Here is a 19,693-nt window from a genome sequence, read left to right as displayed (position 1 = left end):
GCGTCCGCTTGATACGCTGCAAACCTGTCGTCAGCGCGATAGGGCATGATGTCCGGTCACGCACACAAGGAGCACCATGAAGCTGGCGTTGCTGTCAGACATTCACGCGAACGTTCAGGCATTTGACGCCTGTCTGGCGCACGCCCGTGCGCTGGGCGCCGAGCAGTACGCCTTGTTGGGAGACCTGGTCGGTTACGGTGCCGATCCCGCTGCGGTGGTCGAGCGGGCGCAGGATCTCGCCGAAGGCGGCGCGTTGCTGATCAAGGGCAATCATGACGCGATGGCCGTCCTGCCGCCGGCGGATGTCAACACGGTGGGGGAAAGCACCGCCGCCTGGACCCACGCGCAACTCGATGCGAGCCAGCGGCAGTTCCTGGACGGCCTGCCTCTGACTCTGCAGCAGCGCACGATCTTGCTGGTGCACGCCAGCGTGGACGACCCCGGGCTCTGGCGCTACGTCTATGACCAGCGTGCTGCCACCGCGAGTCTGGACGCCGCCGCCACCTTGCCGGAGGTGCGTTATGTTTTTGGCGGCCATGTGCACATGCAGAGTCTGTATTACCGGGGCGCGGGGGCGGGCTTGATGAAGTTCATGCCGACGCCCGGTGTCGCCGTGCCAGTGCCCAGGCATCGCCACTGGCTGGCCACGATCGGCTCGGTCGGACAGCCGCGGGATGGCAATCCGCAGGCCATGTACGCCCTGTTTGACACTGACAAATTGCAACTGGCCTTTCAACGGGTTTCTTACGACCATCAGGCTGCTGCCACGGCCATCCGGCAGGCGGGCTTGCCGGCCTTCTTTGCCGACCGACTGGAGCTGGGGCGATGAAGCTGCTGGAGCCGGGTACGCAGCTGGACGGTTTCACGATCGACGAGTGCATCCATTCGGGTGGCATGGCCCACATTTACCGTGTGCACTACACCGAAGGGGCCAGCGATCCCGGTTTTCCCATGGCCATGAAAATTCCCCGCATGACGGCTGGCGACGGCGCCGAGAACATCGTCAGCTTTGAGGTGGAGCACCAGATCCTGCAGGTCCTGACGGGTCCGCACGTGCCGCGCTTTGTGGCGGCGGGCGACCTGGAAAACGTGCCCTATCTCGTCATGGAGTACGTCCAGGGGCAAACGCTGCAGCACTGGCTGGATGCCCCCCAGCGCCCCAGCGTGGATGAGTTGACCCGCCTTGGCGCGGCCATGGCGCTGGCGGTGCACAGCCTGCACCAGCAGAACACGGTCCATCTGGATTTGAAACCGGCCAATGTGCTGATCCGGCCCGATGGCAGCGCGGTGTTGCTGGACTTTGGCCTGTCCTGCAATGCCCTCTACCCCGACCTGCTGGCCGAGCAGTTGCGCAAAGCGGTCGGGTCGCCGACCTGGATTGCACCGGAACAAGTGGTCGGCGTCAGGGGAGATCCCCGCAGCGACATTTTCGCCATTGGCGTCATGCTGTATGAGCTTGCCACCGGAGAGTTGCCGTTTGGCGCCCCCCAGACTGCAGGTGGGCTGCGCCAACGGCTGTGGATGGACCCGACCCCTCCGCGCAAGCTGCAGCCGCAGCTGCCCGAATGGCTGCAGGAAATCATCCTGCGCTGCCTGGAGCCCGAGGCGGCGAGACGCTATCCATCGGCGGCCCATCTGGCGTTTGATTTGCGGCACCCCGATCAGGTCACGGTGACCGAGCGTGGCCGCAACGCGCAAGGCACCGGGTTTGGCACCCATTTCAAGCGCTGGGTCAAGGCCGCCGGCATGCACTACCAGCCCAGCCCCCTGCCGGCCCAGCAGATTGAAGAGGTGCCGATCGTCATGGTGGCCCTGCCGCACAAGGACGTGAGTGACGCCACGCTGTATTCCCTGCGCCAGGCGGTGGCGCGCACGCTGGGAACGCGCCCCGGTGCCCGATTGGCCTGCGTGACGGTTATTTCATCCGCGCAGACCAGTGCCTCCAGTGACGCCACCAGCGAAACCAGCGTCCATCGCCGCTACCTTGCCAGCCTGCGCCAGTGGGCACAACCGCTGGATCTGGCGGGGCACCAAACCTCGTACCACGTGCTGGAGTCGGGTGATGTGGCGCAGGCGCTGGTGAGCTATGCGGTGGGCAACCATGTGAGTGTCATCGTCATGGGGGCGGCCACGCACGGTCTGAAGACGCAGCGCTTCGTGGCCACCGTGCCCATCAAGGTGGCAATGGACGCGCCCTGCACCGTCATTCTGGTGAAACAGGTCCTGCCGTTTGAGCGGCTGGTGGATGAGGCAGCGAAATTGAAACCGGCCTGGGACCCGGAACTGGACGCACCTTTCTAGCCATCCGAGGGATACACCGCAGCGTCACCCACTGCGCAAGCTCGCTCGCCTGCGCTTCGGGCGTGCAGGCACGACAATGCGGGCATGGTTTTACTTTCTCCCACTTCATCTGCCCGTCACCCATTCGAGGCGCTCACGCCCGACGTGGTCATGGACGCGCTGGCCAGCGTCGGCCTTTATGGCGACGGGCGGCAACTCGCGCTGAGTTCCTACGAGAACCGCGTCTACCAGTTGCACCTGGAAGACGGCCCGGTGGTGGTGGCCAAGTTCTACCGCCCCGAGCGCTGGAGCGAGGCCCAAATTCTGGAAGAGCACGCTTTTTCCGACGAGCTGATGGCCGCCGAAATTCCGGTGGTGGGGCCGCTCACCCTGAACGGCAACACGCTGAATCACTTTGGCGGCTTTGCCTTCAGCGTCAGCCCCAGCCGCGGCGGGCGTCCACCGGAGTTGGACGACCCGGATGTGCTGGAGTGGATTGGCCGTTTTCTGGCGCGCATTCACACCGTGGGTGCCGCCAAGCCCTTTGTCAGCCGGCCGGCGCTGGACCTGCAGAGCTTTGGCATCGAGTCGCGCGAATGGCTACTCAAGAACGACAAGGTGCCGCTGGACGTCCAGTCGGCTTGGGCGAAGGCGTCGCAGGATGCTATTGGTTTGATAGCTGGTTATGCATGTTTGACGGGGGCTAAGGGCCAAAAAGGCTCCGAAGGTGAGCCGATCAGGCGGTTGCGGCTGCACGGCGACTGCCATCCGGGCAACATTCTCTGGACGCCGCTGGATTCGCCGACCAGTGCCGGCCCCGGCCCGCATTTTGTCGATCTGGATGACGCCCGCAGCGGCCCTGCGGTGCAAGACCTGTGGATGCTGCTCAGCGGCGACCGCCAGCAGCGCACGCGCCAACTCGGCGCGCTGGTGGACGGCTACGAGCAGTTCCGCGAGTTTGACCGGCGCGAGACGGCGCTGATCGAACCGTTGCGCACCCTGCGCCTGATTCACTACAGCGCGTGGCTGGCCCGGCGCTGGGACGACCCGGCCTTCCCGATCAACTTCCCCTGGTTTGGCTCCAGCGACTACTGGCAGGGCCAGGTGCAGATGCTCGAAGAACAGATGGAAGCGATGCAGGAAGAGCCGCTGGTGGTGTGATCAGCGTACCGGGTTTTCCAGGTGGCCGATGCCGTCGATCTCCACCCGCACCACATCGCCTGACTGCAGGTACTTGGGCGGCTTGAAGCCGATGCCCACACCGACCGGCGTGCCGGTGGCGATCACATCACCGGGGTAAAGGGTGATGCCGGCAGACAGGGTTTCGATCAGGGTCGGAATGCTGAAGATCAGGTCGGTGGTGCTGGCGTTCTGGCGCAGCTCGCCGTTGACGAAGCAGCGCACGGTGGTGTTGTTGCCGTCCAGTTCGTCGGCACTGACCAGCCAGGGCCCCATCGGGCAAAAGGTGTCGAAGGACTTGCCCATCAGCCACTGGGAGTGACGGCTTTGCCAGTCGCGGGCGGTCACGTCGTTGACGATCGTGTAGCCCCAGACATGCTGCATCGCGTCCTGCGCCTTGATGCCTTTACCACCCTTGCCGATGATGACAGCGAGTTCGCCTTCGTAGTCGATCGCCTCGGAGACGCCGACCGGGAGTTCGATCGTGTCCGTGGGTCCGATCACGGACTCCGGCACTTTGGAGAAGATGATCGGCGCCTTGGGAATGTCGCCAGCTGCGGCGCTGCTGTCAAACCCGCTGCCTGCGAACTCCTTGGCGTGGGCGTGGTAGTTTTTACCCACGCAAAATATATTGCGACGTGGTTTGGGCAGGGGCGCGCCGACCTGCACATCGCTCAAGGCCAGGGGCGCCAGTGCGGCGGGCAGTGCGGCGCCGCCAGCCAGCGCTTCAATGATGGGCAGGGCACCCAGCGCTCGCTCATTTGCAGGCAGATCGAACGGCGTGACTGTTTTCAGATCGCCTGATACCAGGCCGACGCCAGCTTGGCCCTTGTGACGGTAGACAACTATTTTCATGATTTTGTGGGGGATTGTTCGGTGGATGACCTGCGAATTTAGCCTGTGTTTTGCATTGACCGGATGAGGGGTCTTACGCATGCGCGACTTGCGCCGGGATGCTAGCATGACACGGGCAAAATGCCGCGCCCCGGTGGACGCGGCATGATGCCCTACCGTTCACAAAAATCAGGAGACACAATATGAAACGCCGTACCGCCCTGGTGGCCAGCATTCTCATTTCCGCCAGCAGCTGGTGTGCCGCGCAGGCGGCCTGGCCCAGCCGCTCTATCACCATGATCGTGCCGTTTCCACCGGGTGGGCTGGCAGATCTGGTGGCGCGCCCCGTGGCTGAGGCCATGTCGCGCGACCTGGGACAACCGGTGGTCATTGAAAACCGGGCGGGGGCGGGCGGTGGCATTGGCATGGGCGCGGCGGCCAAAGCCAAGCCGGATGGCTACACCATCCTGCTGGCGTTGTCCTCACTGACGGTTATTCCTGAAGCGGACGTCGTGCTGGGCCGTGCGCCAATGTTCACGCTGCCTGACCTGCGTCCGATCGCCCGCTTCACGGCGGACCCGACCGTTCTGGCCGTTCGGGCCGATGCGCCATGGAAGACGCTGCAGGCATTCATGGCCGATGCAAAAGCGCGGCCAGGGGCCATCAACTACGGTTCATCCGGCAACTACGGCACCATGCATGTGCCGATGGAAATCCTGTCCCAAGTGGCTGGCGTCAAGATGACGCATGTGCCTTTTACCGGGGCCGGCCCCGCTGTGGTGGCGCTGCTGGGCGGCCAGATTGACGCCGTATCAAGCGGTCCGGCGACCGTGCTGCAACACATCAAGGCGGGCAAGCTGCGCGTGCTGGCCCATTGGGGCAACGAGCGGCTGGCGTCGATGCCGGAGGTGCCCAGCATGAAAGAGACCGGCTATAACGCCGAGTACGCACAGTGGTCCGGGATGTTCATTCCGCAGGCCACGCCTGAACCTGTGGCCCAGCGGCTGCGGGCTGCGGCCAGGTTCGCCGCGCAGGACGCGCGGGTGAAGGAGGTCATCCAGAACGCCGGCAGCCCGGTGCTGTACCAGGACTCGGCTGACTTTGAAAAATATGTGCAGGCGGATGCCAAACGCATGGTCGATGTGGTCAAGCGTATCGGCAAGCTGGACTGATCAGCCCCTCTCAATTCAGAGACCCGCCATGCGTTTTGGCAGGCTGGCCTACTTGCCGTTGATCGCCAGCAACTCGACTTCAAACAGCAGCGTGGCGTTGGGCGGGATCAGGCCGCCGGCGCCGCGTTCGCCATAGGCGATGGATGCCGGGCAGGTCAGCTTGGCTTTGCCGCCCACTTTCATGCGTTGCACGCCTTCGGTCCAGCATTTGATGACGCCACTCAAGGGAAACTCAATCGCTTCATTGCGCTTGTAGGAGCTGTCAAATTCACGGCCGTCAGGAAACGTGCCGCGGTAATGCACCTTGACTTTGTCGCTGGCGGCGGGGCTGGGGCCGGTGCCGTCTTTGAGTGAGCGGTAGACCAGACCGGTCGCGGTGACCACGGCCCCTTCTTCCTTGGCGGCGGCTGTGCTGACTGCGTCAGCGGACCAAGCGGCGGGCAGGGTGGCCAGCGTGGCGGCGAGGGCGGCGATGCGCAAAACAGTTTTCATGAGATTTTTTCATTGAGTTGAAGCAGAGCGGCCATTGTCGCAGCCCGGGCCGCCACGCGGACCTTGTTGCTTGTCATGGCTTCCCCGGGCTGGGTCTGGCATCATGAGCTTTATGGACCCCGACTTGCCACCGCTCATCCAGGCCCTGCTGGAGCCGCAGCGTTATCCGCATCCGGTGCAGCGGGTCGAGCTGGTGCAGACCCATATCTCCTGGGTGTTGCTGGCCGGCGATTTCGCCTACAAGGTCAAGAAGTCACTGCAGTTGCCTTTTCTGGACTTCAGCACGCTGGCGCAACGCCAGGCCTGCTGTCTTGACGAGTTGCGCCTGAACCGCCGCTTTGCGCCCGATATCTACCTGGATGTCGTAGGAATCTTCAACACGCCGCAGGATCCGCAGTTTGGCGGGCCGGGTGCGCCGATCGAATACGCCGTCAAGATGCGGCGCTTCGATGAAGCCGGACGACTGGACCGGGTTTGCGACCGTGGCGAGTTGCAACCCATGCACCTGTCCGATCTGGCTGGCACGCTGGTCGCCTTTCATGCGGCCGCCGCGACAGCACCGGTAGCGTCGCGCTTCGGGTCTCCTGAGCACGTGCTGGCGCCGGCACAGGACAACTTTCACGACCTGTTGCGGCTGCTGCCCGAGGCGGCCATGCGGACCCGGCTTCAGGCCTTGCAGGTCTGGACCGAAGCGCAATTCAGGCATCTTGCACCGCTGATGGAAGCGCGCAAGCGGGCAGGGCGCGTGCGCGAATGCCACGGCGACCTGCATCTGGCCAATCTTGTCTTGATCGACCACCGCGTGAGAATGTTCGACTGCCTCGAGTTCAACGAAGACCTGCGCTGGATTGACGTGTCAAGCGAGATCGCCTTCACCTATGTGGACCTGCTTGCGCACGGTCAGCCGGGATTGGCCGACTGGTGGGTGGACGAGGTGCTGAGCCGTAGTGGTGATTACGAGGCGGCGCCGCTGCTGCGCTTTTATGCGGTGTACCGGGCCATGGTGCGTGCCAAGGTGGCGGCGATTCGACAGCATCAGACCCAGACGGACGACAGCGAGGCGCAGGCCTATATCGCGCTGACAGAACGGCTGGTGGCACCACCGCCGGTGCGGCTCGTGATCACGCACGGGCTGTCGGGCTGCGGCAAGACAGTCGTCTCGAGCGAACTGCTGCAACACGACCGCCATGCATCGACCCTGCGCCTGCGCGCGGATGTCGAGCGCAAGCGCCTGTTTGGGTTGGCCGCTGGCGCGCACAGCGGCTCAAGTACGAACGCCGGCATTTACGCGCCCGACGCCCATGCCCTGACCTATGGCCGCCTGCGCGAGCTGGCCGAGATGTTGTTGCGCGCCGGCTGGTCGGTCATTGTGGATGCCACCTTTCTGAGACGCGCTGACCGGGATGACTTTCGTGCGCTGGCCCGAGACGCCGGAGCGGCGTTTGGCATCCTGGCGCCGCAGGCCACGCCGGCGCAGCTGCGGGAACGCATCCTGGCGCGCAGTGCCAGCGGGCGCGACGCGTCCGAGGCCACGCTGGAGGTGCTGGCGCAACAGATGCGCACGGTCGAGCCGCTGGGGCCGGATGAAGAGTCTTTTGAAGGGCGTTTTTGACGGAGGAGTACCGCATGAACGCCATCAACCCCTGACCGGGTTCAAGATGCTGCCGGTCGGCGGCGATCACTTCCCCTGCAGCGTTCGCCAGAATTTTTCCAGCACATCGTTCACGATGTCCGCCAGCGGCTCGATCTTCGGTCCTGGCGGTGGTGGGCGGGGAATGGCGAATTCAGCCTTCGGGTCCAGCCAGCGGCTGCGAAATGCCTGCTGAAACACCTCTCCCACCATCGGCAGCGCGCTGCGTGCGCCCTGGCCCCAGGACCCCATGGTGACACTGTTGTCGTTGAAGCCGACCCGGGCGCCCGCCACCAGTTGCGGATTCATCATGATGAACCAGCCGTCGGTGTTGTCCTGGGTGGTGCCGGTCTTGCCCGCCAGGTCGGCCTGGATGCCGTAGCGCTGGCGAATCGCTGTGCCTGTGCCCTCATCGATCACACCGCGCATGGCGTTGACCAGGGTCAGCGCGTGCGCGCGCGGCATGGCCGGCTCGCGCTCTGGCGCCGATTCAAATTGTTCCAGCAACCGGCCGTTGCGGTCTTCCACCCGCAGCACCAGCACTGGCGCCATGTAATTGCCGCCATTGGCGATGGTCCCGTAGGCTGTGACCATCTCGATCAGTGTGACCGGGCTGGTGCCCAGGGCCAGAGAGGGCACCAGGTCCAGCTTGCTTTGACGCACCCCCATGGCCTGCGCCAGTTGCCCCACGCGGGCGGGCCCCACTTTCTGCATCAGCTGGGCGGTGATGGTGTTCTTGGAATACGCCAGCCCGTCGCGCAGGGTGGTGGGCTGGTAGCTGGGTGGCGTCGCATCGCTGGGCGTCCACACCGCGCCGCCGGGCGAGGTGATGACGACGGGTTCGTCCATCAAGGTGTCTGACGGGCTGAAGCCCTGCATGAACGCAGCGCCATACACAAAAGGCTTGAAGGTCGAGCCGGGCTGGCGCCGCGCCTGGCTCACATGGTCAAACTGCTCCTGGGCATAGTCGCGGCTGCCGACCCAGGCCCGTACCGCGCCGCTGCGCGGGTCCATCGCCACAAAGCCGGCCTGCAGCACGGGGCGCTCCTGCCCCGCCTTGCGCCGTCTGTCGGCCAGGGTCTGCAGTTGCGCCATCTGCCGTTCCACCGCCTGGTTGGCCGCCTTCTGGAGCCTGGCGTCCAGGGTCGTGTGCACCCGCAGTCCGTCGGCCTGAATGTCATAGCCCCTAGGGTCGGCCCAGGCGATCAGCCATTTGCGCAGGTGCTGGGCCACGTGCGGCGCCGGCCCCAGCGACTCGTCCTGCCGCTCAAAATCCAGCTTGAGCGGACGCTTGGCCAGCACCTCGACCCGGGCCGGATCCAGCTTGCCGTATTTGGCCATCTGCGTCAGCACCAAGTTGCGGCGCTGCAAGGCGCGTTCGGGGTTTTGCACCGGGTTGTAGTAGCTCGTGCCTTTGAGCATGCCGATCAGGGTGGCGCTCTCCAGCTCATCGAGCTTGTCGGCCGACTTGTCAAAGTAGGTGCGCGCCGCCATCTCGATGCCGAAGGCGTTGTAGAGAAAGGGCACGGTGTTGAGGTAAGTCTCCAGAATTTCGCGCTTGGAATACACCGCCTCGATCTTCAGCGCCGTAATGGCTTCCTTGGCCTTGCGCGTGATGCTGGTGGCGCGGCCGATTTCTTCGGGGTAGAGGTTGCGCGCCAGTTGCTGGGTAAGGGTGGAGCCGCCCTGCAGATCACCCGTCAAGGTGCTGAGTACCGCCCCGACGGTACGGCGAACGTCAATGCCATGGTGCTCGTAGAAACGGCGGTCCTCGGTGGCGATCAATGCATTCACCACGTGGGGCGAAATCTTCTCCAGAGTCACCCACTGGCGGTTGATGCGCTTGTACTCGGCCAGCACGGTCCCGTCGGACGCCAGCAGCACAGACGGCGCTTCTGACTTCGCTTTGCGCAGGCCGCCAATGCTGGGGGTGAATGGCAGCAACACCAGTCCGTAGAGCAGCATCAGCGTGGGAAGCACCATAGCCGAGCGAAACGGGTGTCGCCGGATGGCTCCCATGAGGCGGCGAAGCTGCACGCCAGCGAACGTGGCGGCGCGGTGGAAGGCCATGGTCATGGGCGGAGTTTAAGTGCGTGCGATGCGCAACGATGAAACGGACGCAGCGCACAGAGGCGGCGACTCATTCCAGCGCGCCAGCATGAGAGAGAAGAGCCCGGCAAGCCGATGAGGCTGCGGGGCGCTGTGGCGTTCTGATGCTATCGTATTAATAGCTGCTTGCGCAGTACCTGCGAGGGCTGGAGGCTGATTTGATCAATAGATATCAAGCCAGCAGCGCATTCACCCGCTTCACGTAGGCGGCCGGGTCGGCTGGCATGCCCCCTTCGGCCAGCAGGGCCTGGTCGAACAGGATGTGGGCCAGGTCGTTGAAGTGCACCGAGCCATCCAGCTTTTTCACCAGCGGGTGTTCGGCATTCACTTCCAGCACCGGCTTGACATCCGGCGCGGCCTGCCCCGCCTGCTTGAGCATGCGCGCCAGTTGCGTACTCATGCCGTGGTCCTGCACCACGAGACAGGCCGGGGAGTCGACCAGGCGGGTGGTCACGCGCACGTCTTCGGCCTTGTCCTTCAGTGCTTCCTTCAGCTTGGCCAGCAGCGGCTTGAAGGTCTCTGCGGCTTCTTCAGCCGCTTTCTTTTCCGCTTCGTCCTGCAGTTTGCCCAAATCCACCGCGCCCTTGGCCACGCTTTGCAGCGGCGTGCCGTCAAAGTCATGCAGGTAGTTCAGCGCCCACTCGTCCACGCGATCGGTCATCAAGAGCACTTCGATGCCTTTCTTCTTGAACACTTCAAGCTGCGGGCTGTTCCTGGCGGCGGCCAGTGTGTCGGCGGTGATGTAGTAGATGGCCTCCTGGCCTTCCTTCATGCGCGCCTTGTAGTCGGCAAAACTCACGCTGACCGCGTCGGTGGTGCTGGAGGCAAAGCGCAAGAGCTTGGCCAGGCGGTCCTTGTTGGCAAAGTCTTCGCCCAAGCCTTCTTTCAGCACCGCGCCAAACTCAGCGTAGAACTTGCTGTATTTGCCCGCGCTGGCCTCGGCTTCCGCCTTGTCTTCGGCACTGACGACATCGGTCACCCCATCGGCCGGTGTTTCGGCTTCGGGCAGCTTGTCGTGCTTGGCCAGGTCTTCCAGCATGCCGAGCACGCGCTTGGTGCAGCCTTCGCGGATCGCTTTGACGTCGCGGCTTTCCTGCAGCAACTCACGGCTCACGTTGAGCGGCAGGTCGGCCGAGTCCACCACGCCCTTGACGAAGCGCAGGTAGGTCGGCAACAGCGCCTCTGCGTCCTCCATGATGAAGACGCGTTTGACATACAGTTTCACGCCCGCTGATTTCTCGCGGTTGTACAGGTCCATCGGCGCCTTGCCCGGGATGTACAGCAGCTGGGTGTACTCGGTACTGCCTTCCACCCGGTTGTGCGTGTAGGCCAGCGGCGCTTCAAAATCGTGGCTGATCTGTTTGTAGAACTCGGTGTACTGCTCGGATGTGATGTCCTTCTTGGCGCGCGCCCAGATGGCATTGCCCTTGTTGACCGCTTCCCACTCGCCGGTTTTGACCATGCCACCAGGCTGGCGCCCGCCGGCCTCATCACCCGGGTTGATCAGTTCGCCGTCTTTCCATTCTTCCTTTTCCATCAGGATGGGCAGGCTGATGTGGTCGGAGTATTTGTTGATGATGCCCTTGAGCTTCCAGGCTGACGCATAGTCCAGGGCGTCGTCGTTCAGGTGCAGGATGACGCTGGTGCCGCGCTGGGGGCGGGTGATGGTCTCGACCTCGAAGTTGCCCGCGCCACCGCTGATCCAGCGCACGCCCTCCGTCTCCTTCATGCCAGCGCGACGCGACTCGACCGTGATCTTGTCGGCGACGATGAAGCCGGAGTAAAAGCCCACGCCAAACTGGCCGATCAGTTGGGAGTCGGCCTTCTGGTCGCCAGAGAGCTTGCTCACAAAATCCTTGGTGCCGCTCTTGGCAATGGTGCCGAGGTGCTCAATGGCTTCCTGCGCACTCATGCCAATGCCGTTGTCGGTGATGGTCAGCGTCCTGGCGTCCTTGTCAAAGGACACGCGCACCTCGAGATCGGGTGCATCTTCATACAGGCCGCTGTCGTTGATGGCCTCATAACGCAGCTTGTCGCAGGCATCCGAGGCGTTGGAAATCAGCTCGCGCAGGAAGATCTCCTTGTTGGAATACAGCGAGTGGGTCACGAGGTGCAGCAGCTGCGCCACTTCGGCCTGGAAGGAAAGGGTTTGTTTGGTCATTTTGGTTTTGAGGGTCTGACAAATGAAACCGGCGTCCCGGAACCGGCGCCGCCAACCCTCAATTATGGGCGATGTCCCCCGGTTTCAAGGGCCGGAGACAGGCCCGGGAGATGCCCCAGTGCAAATCGTGTATGCTGGCCGCGAGATGCTCTTGCCCGCAGGCGATCACTCGGAGACCGCATTTGGATAACCCGCAGAGCCCCCATCAAAACTACCTTCTCGCCGCCCTGCCCAGCGCAGAATTCGAGCGCATTGCGCCCCATCTGGAGCTGGTCGCGATGCCGCTGGGCGAAGTTCTCTACGAATCTGGCAGCCAGATGCAGCACGTCTATTTTCCGACGACCGCTATTGTGTCGCTGCATTACGTGACCGAGAGCGGCGCATCGGCGGAAGTCGCGGGAGTCGGCAACGAGGGTGTGCTGGGCGTATCCCTGTTCATGGGTGGCAATACCACGCCCAGTCGGGCCACAGTGCAGACCGGGGGCCAGGGTTACCGGCTGAAAGCCGGGCTGATGATGGAGGAATTCAATCGCGCCGGGCCGATGATGCGTTTGCTGCTGCGTTACACCCAGGTATTCATCACGCAGATATCCCAGACTGCGGTGTGCAATCGGCATCATTCGGTGGAGCAGCAGCTCAGTCGCTGGCTGTTGTCCACCCTCGATCGCCTGTCCTCGAATGACTTGACCATGACGCAGGAGCTGATTGCCAGCATGATCGGCGTGCGGCGCGAAGGCATTACCGAGGCCGCCGGGCATTTGCAGCAAAAAGGGGTAATCAGTTACCGGCGCGGCCACATCACCGTGCTGAACCGCTCGGGGCTGGAGTCCCGCGCCTGCGAATGCTATGGGGTGGTCAAGAAAGAACGCGAACGTTTGCTGGGCGATGTCCGGCCCCGGTAGGGCTGCCCCCGGTCAGTTGCGGCTGATCTATCTGAGTACCTTTTGCGCAAAAACTGCCCTTATGTGCGATAGCGCACGGAGAGCAGCAGGCTTGGTCGCTACCATGAATAGCGGTCGTTGAAGAACCCATTGGCGGGTCAAATTCACCTCATTCAGAGGTCTGCCGGCAAAAGCGGGCAGCTTTTTTGCAGGATGAGCGTATAAGCAGCAGGTGGGGCGCCAGTCGCACCTTCGGCCACGCGGTCCGTCAGACTCCTTCGCGCGATAACAGAGATCCATCATGATAGAAAAACTCCGCGATGCCGCCAACCACCGTCTTGCCGCTGGCACAGCAGAAGGTATCACCGAGTTCCGGCGCCAGGAGGCCTTGCTCAAGACTGGGGCTTTGCAGAACGCCATTCTCAACAGCGCCAACTTCTCCAGTATTGCCACTGACGAGAAGGGTGTCATCCAGATTTTCAACGTGGGTGCCGAGCGCATGCTGGGCTACGCGGCCGACGACGTCCTGAACAAGATCACGCCGGCCGACATTTCCGATCCGCAGGAAGTAATCGCCCGTGCCAAAGCCTTGAGCGTGGAGCTCGGCACGCCGATTGAGCCGGGCTTCGAGGCCCTGGTGTTCAAGGCCTCGCGCGGCATCGAGGACATCTACGAGCTGACCTACATCCGCAAGGACGGCAGCCGCTTCCCGGCGGTGGTGTCGGTCACCGCGCTGCGAGACGCGCATGACCTGATCATCGGCTACCTGCTGATAGGCACCGACAACACCGTGCGCAAGCAGATCGAAGCCGAGCAAAAACTGCTCGATCAGAGGCTGCGGGACCAACAGTTCTACACGCGCTCACTGATTGAATTCAATTTGGACGCGATCATGACCACCGATCCGTCCGGCATCGTTTCTGACGTCAACAAGCAGATGGAGGCGCTGACCGGTTGCACGCGCGACGAGCTGATTGGCGCACCGTTCAAGGACCACTTCACCGATCCGGAGCGGGCCGAGACCAGCATCAAGCTGGTGCTGAGTGAAAAGAAAGTCTCCAACTACGAACTCACTGTGCGTGCCCGCGACGGCAAGGAAACCGTAGTCTCCTACAACGCGATGACTTTTTACGACCGGGACCGCAGGCTCCAGGGCGTGTTCGCCGCCGCACGCGACGTCACGGAGCGCAAACGCCTCGATCAGGCGCTACAGGAAACCAATGCGGAACTGGAGAGGGCCAAGATCGCGGCGGAAAAGGCCAACCTCGCCAAATCAGAATTCCTTGCCACCATGAGCCACGAGATCCGCACGCCGATGAATGGCGTGATTGGCATGATCGATGTGCTACAGCAGAGCAGCCTCAATGCTTCGCAGATGGAAATGGCCAATATCATTCACGACTCGGCGTTTGCGCTGCTGGCCGTCATCAACGATATTCTCGACTTCTCCAAGATCGAGGCCGGCAAGCTTGAGATTGACTCCGTGCCGATCAGCGTTGCCGATGTGGTTGACGGGGTCTGCGAAGCCATGGATCGGATGGCGCTGGAAAAGAAGGTCGAATTGACCCTGTTTACCGATCCGGCCATCCCCGCCCTGGTCATGGGCGATGCCGGGCGACTGCGCCAGATTCTGATCAATCTGACGAACAACGCCATCAAGTTCTCGGCCAAGATGCAGCGCCCGGGCAAGGTGTCGCTTCGTGCCGTGGTGCTTGCCAGTACGCCAGAGCAGGTCACGCTGGAGTTTCGAGTGCTCGATAACGGTATCGGCATTGATGAAGCAACCCAGGCGCGCTTGTTCTCGGCCTTTATTCAGGCCGACGCTTCCACGACCCGAAATTTCGGCGGGACTGGGCTGGGCCTTGCCATCTCGCGCCGCATGGTCGACATCATGGGCGGCGAGGTCGCGGTACGCAGCGACGTGGGCCAGGGCTCGTTGTTCACCGTGCGCATACCGTTCGCCTTGGTACCGGAACAGCATCAGTCGGACGAGAATGAGCCGAACCGTGCCGGATCGAATCCGGACCGGCAACTGGTGGCCGGTTTGTCCTGTCTGGTGGTGGACGAGGGCCTGCAAGATGGAATGGGCGACGACCTTGCCGCCTACCTGGTCCACGACGGGGCACAGGTGCAACGCGCATCGAATCTGGAGGCCGCCTTGCAATGGACCGCCGGCCAACCCTCGGGCCTGTGGATAGTCGTCATTGACTCGCAAGCCGCCCATCCGCTGCTCGATGGTCTGCGCAGTGCAGCCCGACTGCGCCCGGAACAAAAAGCCCGGTTCGTCGTCATCGGGCGTGGACAGCGTCGTGGTCCGCGCCTGGAGGGCGCCGATCTGGTGTTCGTGGATGGCAATGTACTGACGCACAAGGCGCTGCTGGGGGCGATCGCGATTGCGAGCGGTCGAGCTCAAGTGCCGGACCGGGAAAGCCTGCCCGACGCTGCCCTGGCGGCACCGAAGCCGCTGTCGCGTGAGAAGGCGCTCCAGCAGGGCCGGCTGATCCTGATCGCGGAAGACAACGAGACCAACCAGAAAGTCATCCTGCAACAGCTCCTGCTGCTGGGGTACACCGCGGACATCACGAACAATGGCCGTGAGGCACTCAAGCGCTGGCGCAGCGGCGATTACGCCATCTTGTTCGCCGACCTGCACATGCCGGAAATGGATGGCTACGAGCTCACCACAACCATTCGCACCGAAGAGGCTGGCAAGACACGCATGCCGATCATTGCCTTCACCGCCAATGCGCTCAAGGGCGAGGCCGAGCATTGCCTGTCAATCGGCATGGACGACTACCTGGGCAAACCGGTGCAACTGGTCAATTTGAAGGCAATGCTGGCGAAATGGCTGCCGGTGGCTCCTTCGGTACCGGTGGCCAAAGAGACTGGATCGAACGCAGCCCAGGCGTCCGCCGTTTCCTCTGCCGAGACTTCTGCCGCCGTTGATGTGGGTGTTCTCAAAGCCCTGATCGGCAACGACGAGGCGGTGCTGCGCGAGTTCCTGGGTGACTTCCGCGCCAGCGCGGCAGACATCGCCGCGGAGTTGCGCGGAGTCTGCGCGGCGGGCCAGCCCGCGGCCAGCGCCGCCCTGGCGCACAAACTCAAGTCGGCTGCGCGCTCGGTCGGGGCGCTCGCGCTGGGGGAACTGTGCGAAGCGATGGAGCGCTCGGGCAAGGCCGGCGAAGTTCAAAACATGGCCCAGCTAATGCCCCAATTTGAACAAGAATGGGCCCGCGTTGACGGTTTCCTGCAACGAATAATGGGAGTCTCCCGTGCTATTGAATAATTCGGCAATCAAGATTTTGGTGCTTGATGACGAGCCCTTCATGCTCAAGCTGCTGGCGCGCATGCTGACGAACCTGGGAATTACCTCGGTCCGGACCTGCGACAACGGACGCGCCGCCCTGATGTTGGTCGATAGTCCGGAATGTCGTCCGGATCTGATTTTGCTGGACATCAACATGCCTCAGATGGACGGTGTTGAGTTCGTGCGGCATCTGGTCGAACATGATTACGCGGGCGCTGTAATTCTGGTCAGTGGCGAAGATGAGCGTGTCGTGCAATCGGTCGAGAAATTGGTGCGGGCGCACAAGATCAAGGTACTGGGCCGACTGAGCAAACCGGTCAGTCCGGAGCGACTGGCGGCCGTGCTGGAGCGCTGGCGGGCGCCGCTGCCGGGGGCTGTCAGCAGCACGAGAATTAGCTACAGTGCGGATCAACTCCGGGCTGCCATGGTCCGGGGCGAGTTGCTCAATTATTACCAGCCCAAAGTGACGCTGGCCAGCGGTGAGGTTGTCGGTGTGGAGACCCTGGTGCGTTGGCGTCATCCGAAAGACGGGATGGTTTCCCCAGACCAGTTCATTGGCATCGCCGAGCGCCACGGACTGATTGACCAACTGACCGAAGTGGTGTTGACCGGCGCGCTGGCGCAGGCCCGGGCCTGGCGGGACGCCGGCCTGTCGTTGCGGGTAGCAGTCAATTTGTCAATGGACAACCTGGTTGCCTTGAGCTTTCTGGACTACGTGGTGGACCTGACGAGCAAGGCCGGCGTGCCGCCTCAGGAACTGGTGCTGGAGGTGACGGAAAGCCGGCTGATGCTGGACCAGCGGGTACCGCTTGAAATTTTGACGCGCCTGCATCTGAAACGTTTTCGCCTCTCGATTGACGATTTCGGCACCGGCAATTCCTCTCTCGCCCAGTTACGCGATATTCCATTCGATGAACTCAAGATCGATCAGAGTTTTGTCCATGGGGCTTGGGGCAACGAGCGGCAACGTGCGATGTTCGACGCCAGTCTGGGCCTGGCAAAGCAGCTCAAAATGGAATCGGTGGCGGAAGGGGTGGAGGACCGGGCAGACTGGAATTTTGTCAGCCAACGAGGCTGCGATCTGGCCCAGGGCTACTTCATCGCCGAACCGATGCCAGCCGAGGATCTTCCCGCATGGCTGGCTGACTGGGAAGAGCGTCGCGCTCAGTTAGCACCACACAAGTAGGCGCCAGCACAACGCCAGTGCAGCGTTCGATAGCGTACAGACGCAGCCAAATACCAAGCCTATAACCGTTCTCATCAAAAGCTAGAAATGTTGGGGACAGAGCTGGTTCTTTTGACGGTTGAGGACAGAGCTGGTTCGCTTCGCGTAACTGCGGTCTGTCCCGCAAAGTCTAGGAATTCGGTCTGTCCCGCAAGAAGATTGGATTTGATCAACAACTTACTGGAGAAAAAGAATGACGAGAATTACAAAGATGCGCTTGGCGGTCCTGTGCGGCGCAGCGCTTATCCTGACTGTCGGCTGTAGCAGCCTGAAGACCCCGGCGACCGCCGATGTGGCGGTCTCCAAGGCCGCGCTGGAGAATGCCGCCGGCGCTGGCGGTGTCGAATTTGCGCCGGTCGAGATGAATTCGGCGCGCGAAAAAATGGCGTTGGCGAACAAGGCCATGGCCGACAAGAACTACAAACTGGCCGTTGATTTGGCGGCACAGGCGCAAGCCGATGCGAAGTTGGCGCAAGGCAAGGCCAACTCGGCCAAGGCGCAAGCGGCGGCGAATGTCTTGCAAGACGACATCCGTGTCTTGCGTGAAGAGCTGGAACGCAGCCGCAAATAAACCCCCTTCCGACGCCACTGTTTCACCAAGGATTTCATCATGAAAAATAGTTACCTGACACCCGTTCTATTGGCCGTTGCCGCGCTCATTGCGGCTTGCGGCACGACACCGACCAGCACCACCATGCTGGATCAGACGCGCAGCGACTACCGGGCCGCGCAAAGCAACCCTGCCGTCGCGAGTTACGCTGCCCTGGAATTCAAGCAAGCCGGCGAGGCCCTAGCGCAGGCCGACGCGGCCGCCAGTCACAATGAGAGCGGTGAAAAAGTCGACAAGCTGGCGTACCTGGCGCGGCAAAAGATTGCCCTGACACAGGAAGTGGCGAAGCAGAAATCGGCCGAGGCAGAAGTTGCCAATGCCGGCAAGCTGCGCGATCAAATGCGCCTGGATCAGCGCACCCGGGAGGCCGATCTGGCCACCACCCGGGCCCAGCAGTCCAGGCTGGCAGCCCAGGCAGCCAAGGTCGAAGCTGTCGACGCCCAGCGCCAGGCGCAGCTTGCCCAGGGTCAGGCGCAGCTTGCCCAGGGGCAGGCCGCCGAGGCCCAGCGCAAGACGCAGGAAGCGCAAGCGCGCGCCACGCAACTGGAAGCCCAGTTGGCTGATCTGGCGGCAAAGAAGACGGAGCGTGGCATCGTCATCACCTTGGGCGACGTGTTGTTCGGAACCGATCTGGCGCGCCTGAATGCGCAAGGCATGAGCACCGCGCAAAAGCTGGCGGATGTCATGCAGCAAAATCCGCGGCGCACGGTGCTGGTGGAAGGTTTCACCGACAGCACCGGGACCGCTGCGCACAACCAGGATTTGTCGGAGCGGCGTGCTGGCGCCGTGCAATCCGCCTTGCTGGACCTGGGCATCGCCCGGGAGCGGGTTGCGGTGCGTGGCTATGGCCAGTCCTACCCGGTGGCGTCCAACGACCGGGCCGAGACACGCCAGTTGAACCGGCGCGTCGAAATTGTTCTCTCGGACGACAGCGGCCGGGTAGTGCCGCGTTGATGGCGGCATGAGAGGTGATGGGAGCCGGTGATGATGAACCCCACTTCGCCGTCGCTGCTTCATCCTGGCGCCGACCCACTGGCCCCGGCCCTCGAAGCCACCGAGCCGGCGCGTGTGTTGCTGCACATGCCGGTGGATGTGCGCAGTGTGTCGTTGGCGCTGCTGGCGACGCTGGCCAGTGTGTTCGCACTGCGCTGGGCCAGCGCGGTGGCTATTCCGGTGATGGTGGGTCTGCTTTTCAGCTATGCGCTGTCGCCGCTGGTGGACTGGCTGCAGTTGCGCCATATTCCACGCGCCTTGAGCGCTGCCTTGTTGATTCTGGGCATTTTGAGCGGTGCCGGTGTGGCCGCCTATTCCTTGAGCGAGGACGCCAGCAAGTTGGTCGAGTTGCTGCCGGCGGCGGCGGAAAAATTGCGCGACTCGGTGCGCGCCGCGCCGGGCAAGCCCGACAGTGCGCTGGCAACGGTACAAAAAGCCGCCACCCAACTGGAGCAGGCGGCCGAAGAAACCAACCATACGGCACCGGCCGGGCGCGGTGTGCAACGGGTACAGATAGAGAAACCTAAATTCGACGTCAAGGATCATCTCTGGAGCGGCACCCTGGGCTTGTTGGGGATGCTGGGACAGCTCGGGATCATGGCCTTGATTGCTTTCTTCCTGATGGCTTCGGGCGACAGCTTCCGGCGCAAGATGGTGAAGCTGGCGGGACCCACGCTGAGCCGGAAAAAAGTCACCTTGCAAGCCCTCAATCAGATTCACGACCAGATCCAGCGCTACATGCTGGTGCAGTTGTTCACCAGTGTGCTGGTCGGGCTGGCCACCTGGTTGTGCTTCATGGCCCTCGGTCTGGAGCACGCGG

General features: G+C 62.8%; 15 protein-coding genes. 11 read left to right on the top strand and 4 right to left on the bottom strand.

The window, feature by feature from the left end; all coding sequences use genetic code 11:
- Positions 1-76: 76 nt before the first annotated feature.
- The 3 genes from Q7T10_RS05005 (at position 77) to Q7T10_RS04995 (ending at position 3,441) form a co-directional block, all read left to right on the top strand.
- Complete coding sequence (locus Q7T10_RS05005) at positions 77-829, top strand: metallophosphoesterase (protein WP_304746596.1); 753 nt, start codon at positions 77-79, stop codon at positions 827-829.
- Positions 826-2,301: a bifunctional serine/threonine-protein kinase/universal stress protein gene (locus tag Q7T10_RS05000; RefSeq protein ID WP_304746594.1), complete on the top strand. Its 1,476-nt coding sequence runs from the start codon at positions 826-828 to the stop codon at positions 2,299-2,301. The genes Q7T10_RS05005 and Q7T10_RS05000 overlap by 4 nt, the downstream gene beginning before the upstream one ends.
- An 84-nt stretch (positions 2,302-2,385) precedes the next feature.
- A complete protein-coding gene (locus tag Q7T10_RS04995; protein WP_304746592.1) occupies positions 2,386-3,441 on the top strand; it encodes a serine/threonine protein kinase in 1,056 nt (351 codons plus the stop codon).
- Here the strand turns inward: Q7T10_RS04995 and Q7T10_RS04990 are convergent, their stop codons facing one another.
- The gene (locus Q7T10_RS04990) at positions 3,442-4,314 is read right to left on the bottom strand and encodes a fumarylacetoacetate hydrolase family protein (protein WP_304746590.1); all 873 of its coding nucleotides are present in this window, start codon (positions 4,312-4,314) and stop codon (positions 3,442-3,444) included. It lies immediately after the preceding gene.
- Between the two features lie 182 nt (positions 4,315-4,496).
- On the opposite strand from Q7T10_RS04990, the gene Q7T10_RS04985 reads away from it, so the two are divergent.
- Entirely contained in the window at positions 4,497-5,465 is a 969-nt protein-coding gene (locus Q7T10_RS04985; RefSeq protein WP_304746588.1) for a tripartite tricarboxylate transporter substrate binding protein, read from the top strand.
- A gap of 48 nt (positions 5,466-5,513) precedes the next feature.
- On the opposite strand, the gene Q7T10_RS04980 is transcribed toward Q7T10_RS04985, so the two are convergent.
- Positions 5,514-5,957 carry an FKBP-type peptidyl-prolyl cis-trans isomerase gene (locus Q7T10_RS04980; protein ID WP_304746586.1) on the bottom strand — a complete coding sequence of 148 codons (444 nt, stop codon included), beginning with the start codon at positions 5,955-5,957 and terminating at the stop codon, positions 5,514-5,516.
- 103 nt (positions 5,958-6,060) lie between these two features.
- Here Q7T10_RS04980 and Q7T10_RS04975 point away from each other — a divergent pair, with 103 nt between their 5' ends.
- Positions 6,061-7,569: a bifunctional aminoglycoside phosphotransferase/ATP-binding protein gene (locus Q7T10_RS04975; RefSeq protein ID WP_304746584.1), complete on the top strand. Its 1,509-nt coding sequence runs from the start codon at positions 6,061-6,063 to the stop codon at positions 7,567-7,569.
- Positions 7,570-7,635: 66 nt separating this feature from the next.
- Here Q7T10_RS04975 and Q7T10_RS04970 read toward each other — a convergent pair whose 3' ends face one another.
- Together Q7T10_RS04970 and htpG are read right to left on the bottom strand one after the other, a co-directional pair.
- Positions 7,636-9,663, bottom strand: a complete 2,028-nt coding sequence (locus Q7T10_RS04970; RefSeq protein WP_304746582.1) for a penicillin-binding protein 1A — start codon at positions 9,661-9,663, stop codon at positions 7,636-7,638.
- A 205-nt stretch (positions 9,664-9,868) separates the two neighbouring features.
- The gene (htpG, locus tag Q7T10_RS04965; protein WP_304746580.1) at positions 9,869-11,857 is read right to left on the bottom strand and encodes a molecular chaperone HtpG; all 1,989 of its coding nucleotides are present in this window, start codon (positions 11,855-11,857) and stop codon (positions 9,869-9,871) included.
- A gap of 182 nt (positions 11,858-12,039) precedes the next feature.
- On the opposite strand from htpG, the gene Q7T10_RS04960 reads away from it, so the two are divergent.
- The 6 genes from Q7T10_RS04960 to Q7T10_RS04935 form a co-directional block, all read left to right on the top strand.
- Positions 12,040-12,759 (top strand): Crp/Fnr family transcriptional regulator, encoded by a 720-nt coding sequence (locus Q7T10_RS04960; protein ID WP_304746578.1) that lies wholly within the window; start codon positions 12,040-12,042, stop codon positions 12,757-12,759.
- A gap of 280 nt (positions 12,760-13,039) precedes the next feature.
- Positions 13,040-16,024 (top strand): PAS domain S-box protein, encoded by a 2,985-nt coding sequence (locus Q7T10_RS04955; RefSeq protein WP_304746576.1) that lies wholly within the window; start codon positions 13,040-13,042, stop codon positions 16,022-16,024.
- On the top strand, positions 16,011-17,231 hold the full coding sequence (locus tag Q7T10_RS04950) for an EAL domain-containing protein (protein WP_304746574.1): 1,221 nt from the start codon (positions 16,011-16,013) through the stop codon (positions 17,229-17,231). Before Q7T10_RS04955 ends, Q7T10_RS04950 begins: the two co-directional genes overlap by 14 nt.
- Before the next feature lie 232 nt (positions 17,232-17,463).
- Positions 17,464-17,841: a DUF4398 domain-containing protein gene (locus tag Q7T10_RS04945; RefSeq protein WP_304746572.1), complete on the top strand. Its 378-nt coding sequence runs from the start codon at positions 17,464-17,466 to the stop codon at positions 17,839-17,841.
- 39 nt (positions 17,842-17,880) lie between these two features.
- On the top strand, positions 17,881-18,834 hold the full coding sequence (locus Q7T10_RS04940; RefSeq protein WP_304746571.1) for an OmpA family protein: 954 nt from the start codon (positions 17,881-17,883) through the stop codon (positions 18,832-18,834).
- Positions 18,835-18,864: 30 nt separating this feature from the next.
- A partial coding sequence (locus Q7T10_RS04935) for an AI-2E family transporter (protein ID WP_304746569.1) occupies positions 18,865-19,693 on the top strand: 829 nt, incomplete at its 3' end.

This window comes from Rhodoferax sp., assembly GCF_030646845.1.
Taxonomy (GTDB): Bacteria; Pseudomonadota; Gammaproteobacteria; order Burkholderiales; family Burkholderiaceae_C; genus Rhodoferax.
This window is presented reverse-complemented; position numbering and strand designations above follow the sequence as displayed.

Excerpts from the sequence above, each read along its gene's own strand:
- Q7T10_RS05005 (WP_304746596.1), top strand. The coding sequence starts at position 77 with ATGAAGCTGGCGTTGCTGTCAGACATTCACGCGAACGTTCAGGCATTT.
- Q7T10_RS05000 (WP_304746594.1), top strand. The coding sequence starts at position 826 with ATGAAGCTGCTGGAGCCGGGTACGCAGCTGGACGGTTTCACGATCGAC.
- Q7T10_RS04995 (WP_304746592.1), top strand. The coding sequence starts at position 2,386 with ATGGTTTTACTTTCTCCCACTTCATCTGCCCGTCACCCATTCGAGGCG.
- Q7T10_RS04990 (WP_304746590.1), bottom strand. The coding sequence starts at position 4,314 with ATGAAAATAGTTGTCTACCGTCACAAGGGCCAAGCTGGCGTCGGCCTG.
- Q7T10_RS04985 (WP_304746588.1), top strand. The coding sequence starts at position 4,497 with ATGAAACGCCGTACCGCCCTGGTGGCCAGCATTCTCATTTCCGCCAGC.
- Q7T10_RS04980 (WP_304746586.1), bottom strand. The coding sequence starts at position 5,957 with ATGAAAACTGTTTTGCGCATCGCCGCCCTCGCCGCCACGCTGGCCACC.
- Q7T10_RS04975 (WP_304746584.1), top strand. The coding sequence starts at position 6,061 with ATGAGCTTTATGGACCCCGACTTGCCACCGCTCATCCAGGCCCTGCTG.
- Q7T10_RS04970 (WP_304746582.1), bottom strand. The coding sequence starts at position 9,663 with ATGACCATGGCCTTCCACCGCGCCGCCACGTTCGCTGGCGTGCAGCTT.
- htpG (WP_304746580.1), bottom strand. The coding sequence starts at position 11,857 with ATGACCAAACAAACCCTTTCCTTCCAGGCCGAAGTGGCGCAGCTGCTG.
- Q7T10_RS04955 (WP_304746576.1), top strand. The coding sequence starts at position 13,040 with ATGATAGAAAAACTCCGCGATGCCGCCAACCACCGTCTTGCCGCTGGC.
- Q7T10_RS04945 (WP_304746572.1), top strand. The coding sequence starts at position 17,464 with ATGACGAGAATTACAAAGATGCGCTTGGCGGTCCTGTGCGGCGCAGCG.
- Q7T10_RS04940 (WP_304746571.1), top strand. The coding sequence starts at position 17,881 with ATGAAAAATAGTTACCTGACACCCGTTCTATTGGCCGTTGCCGCGCTC.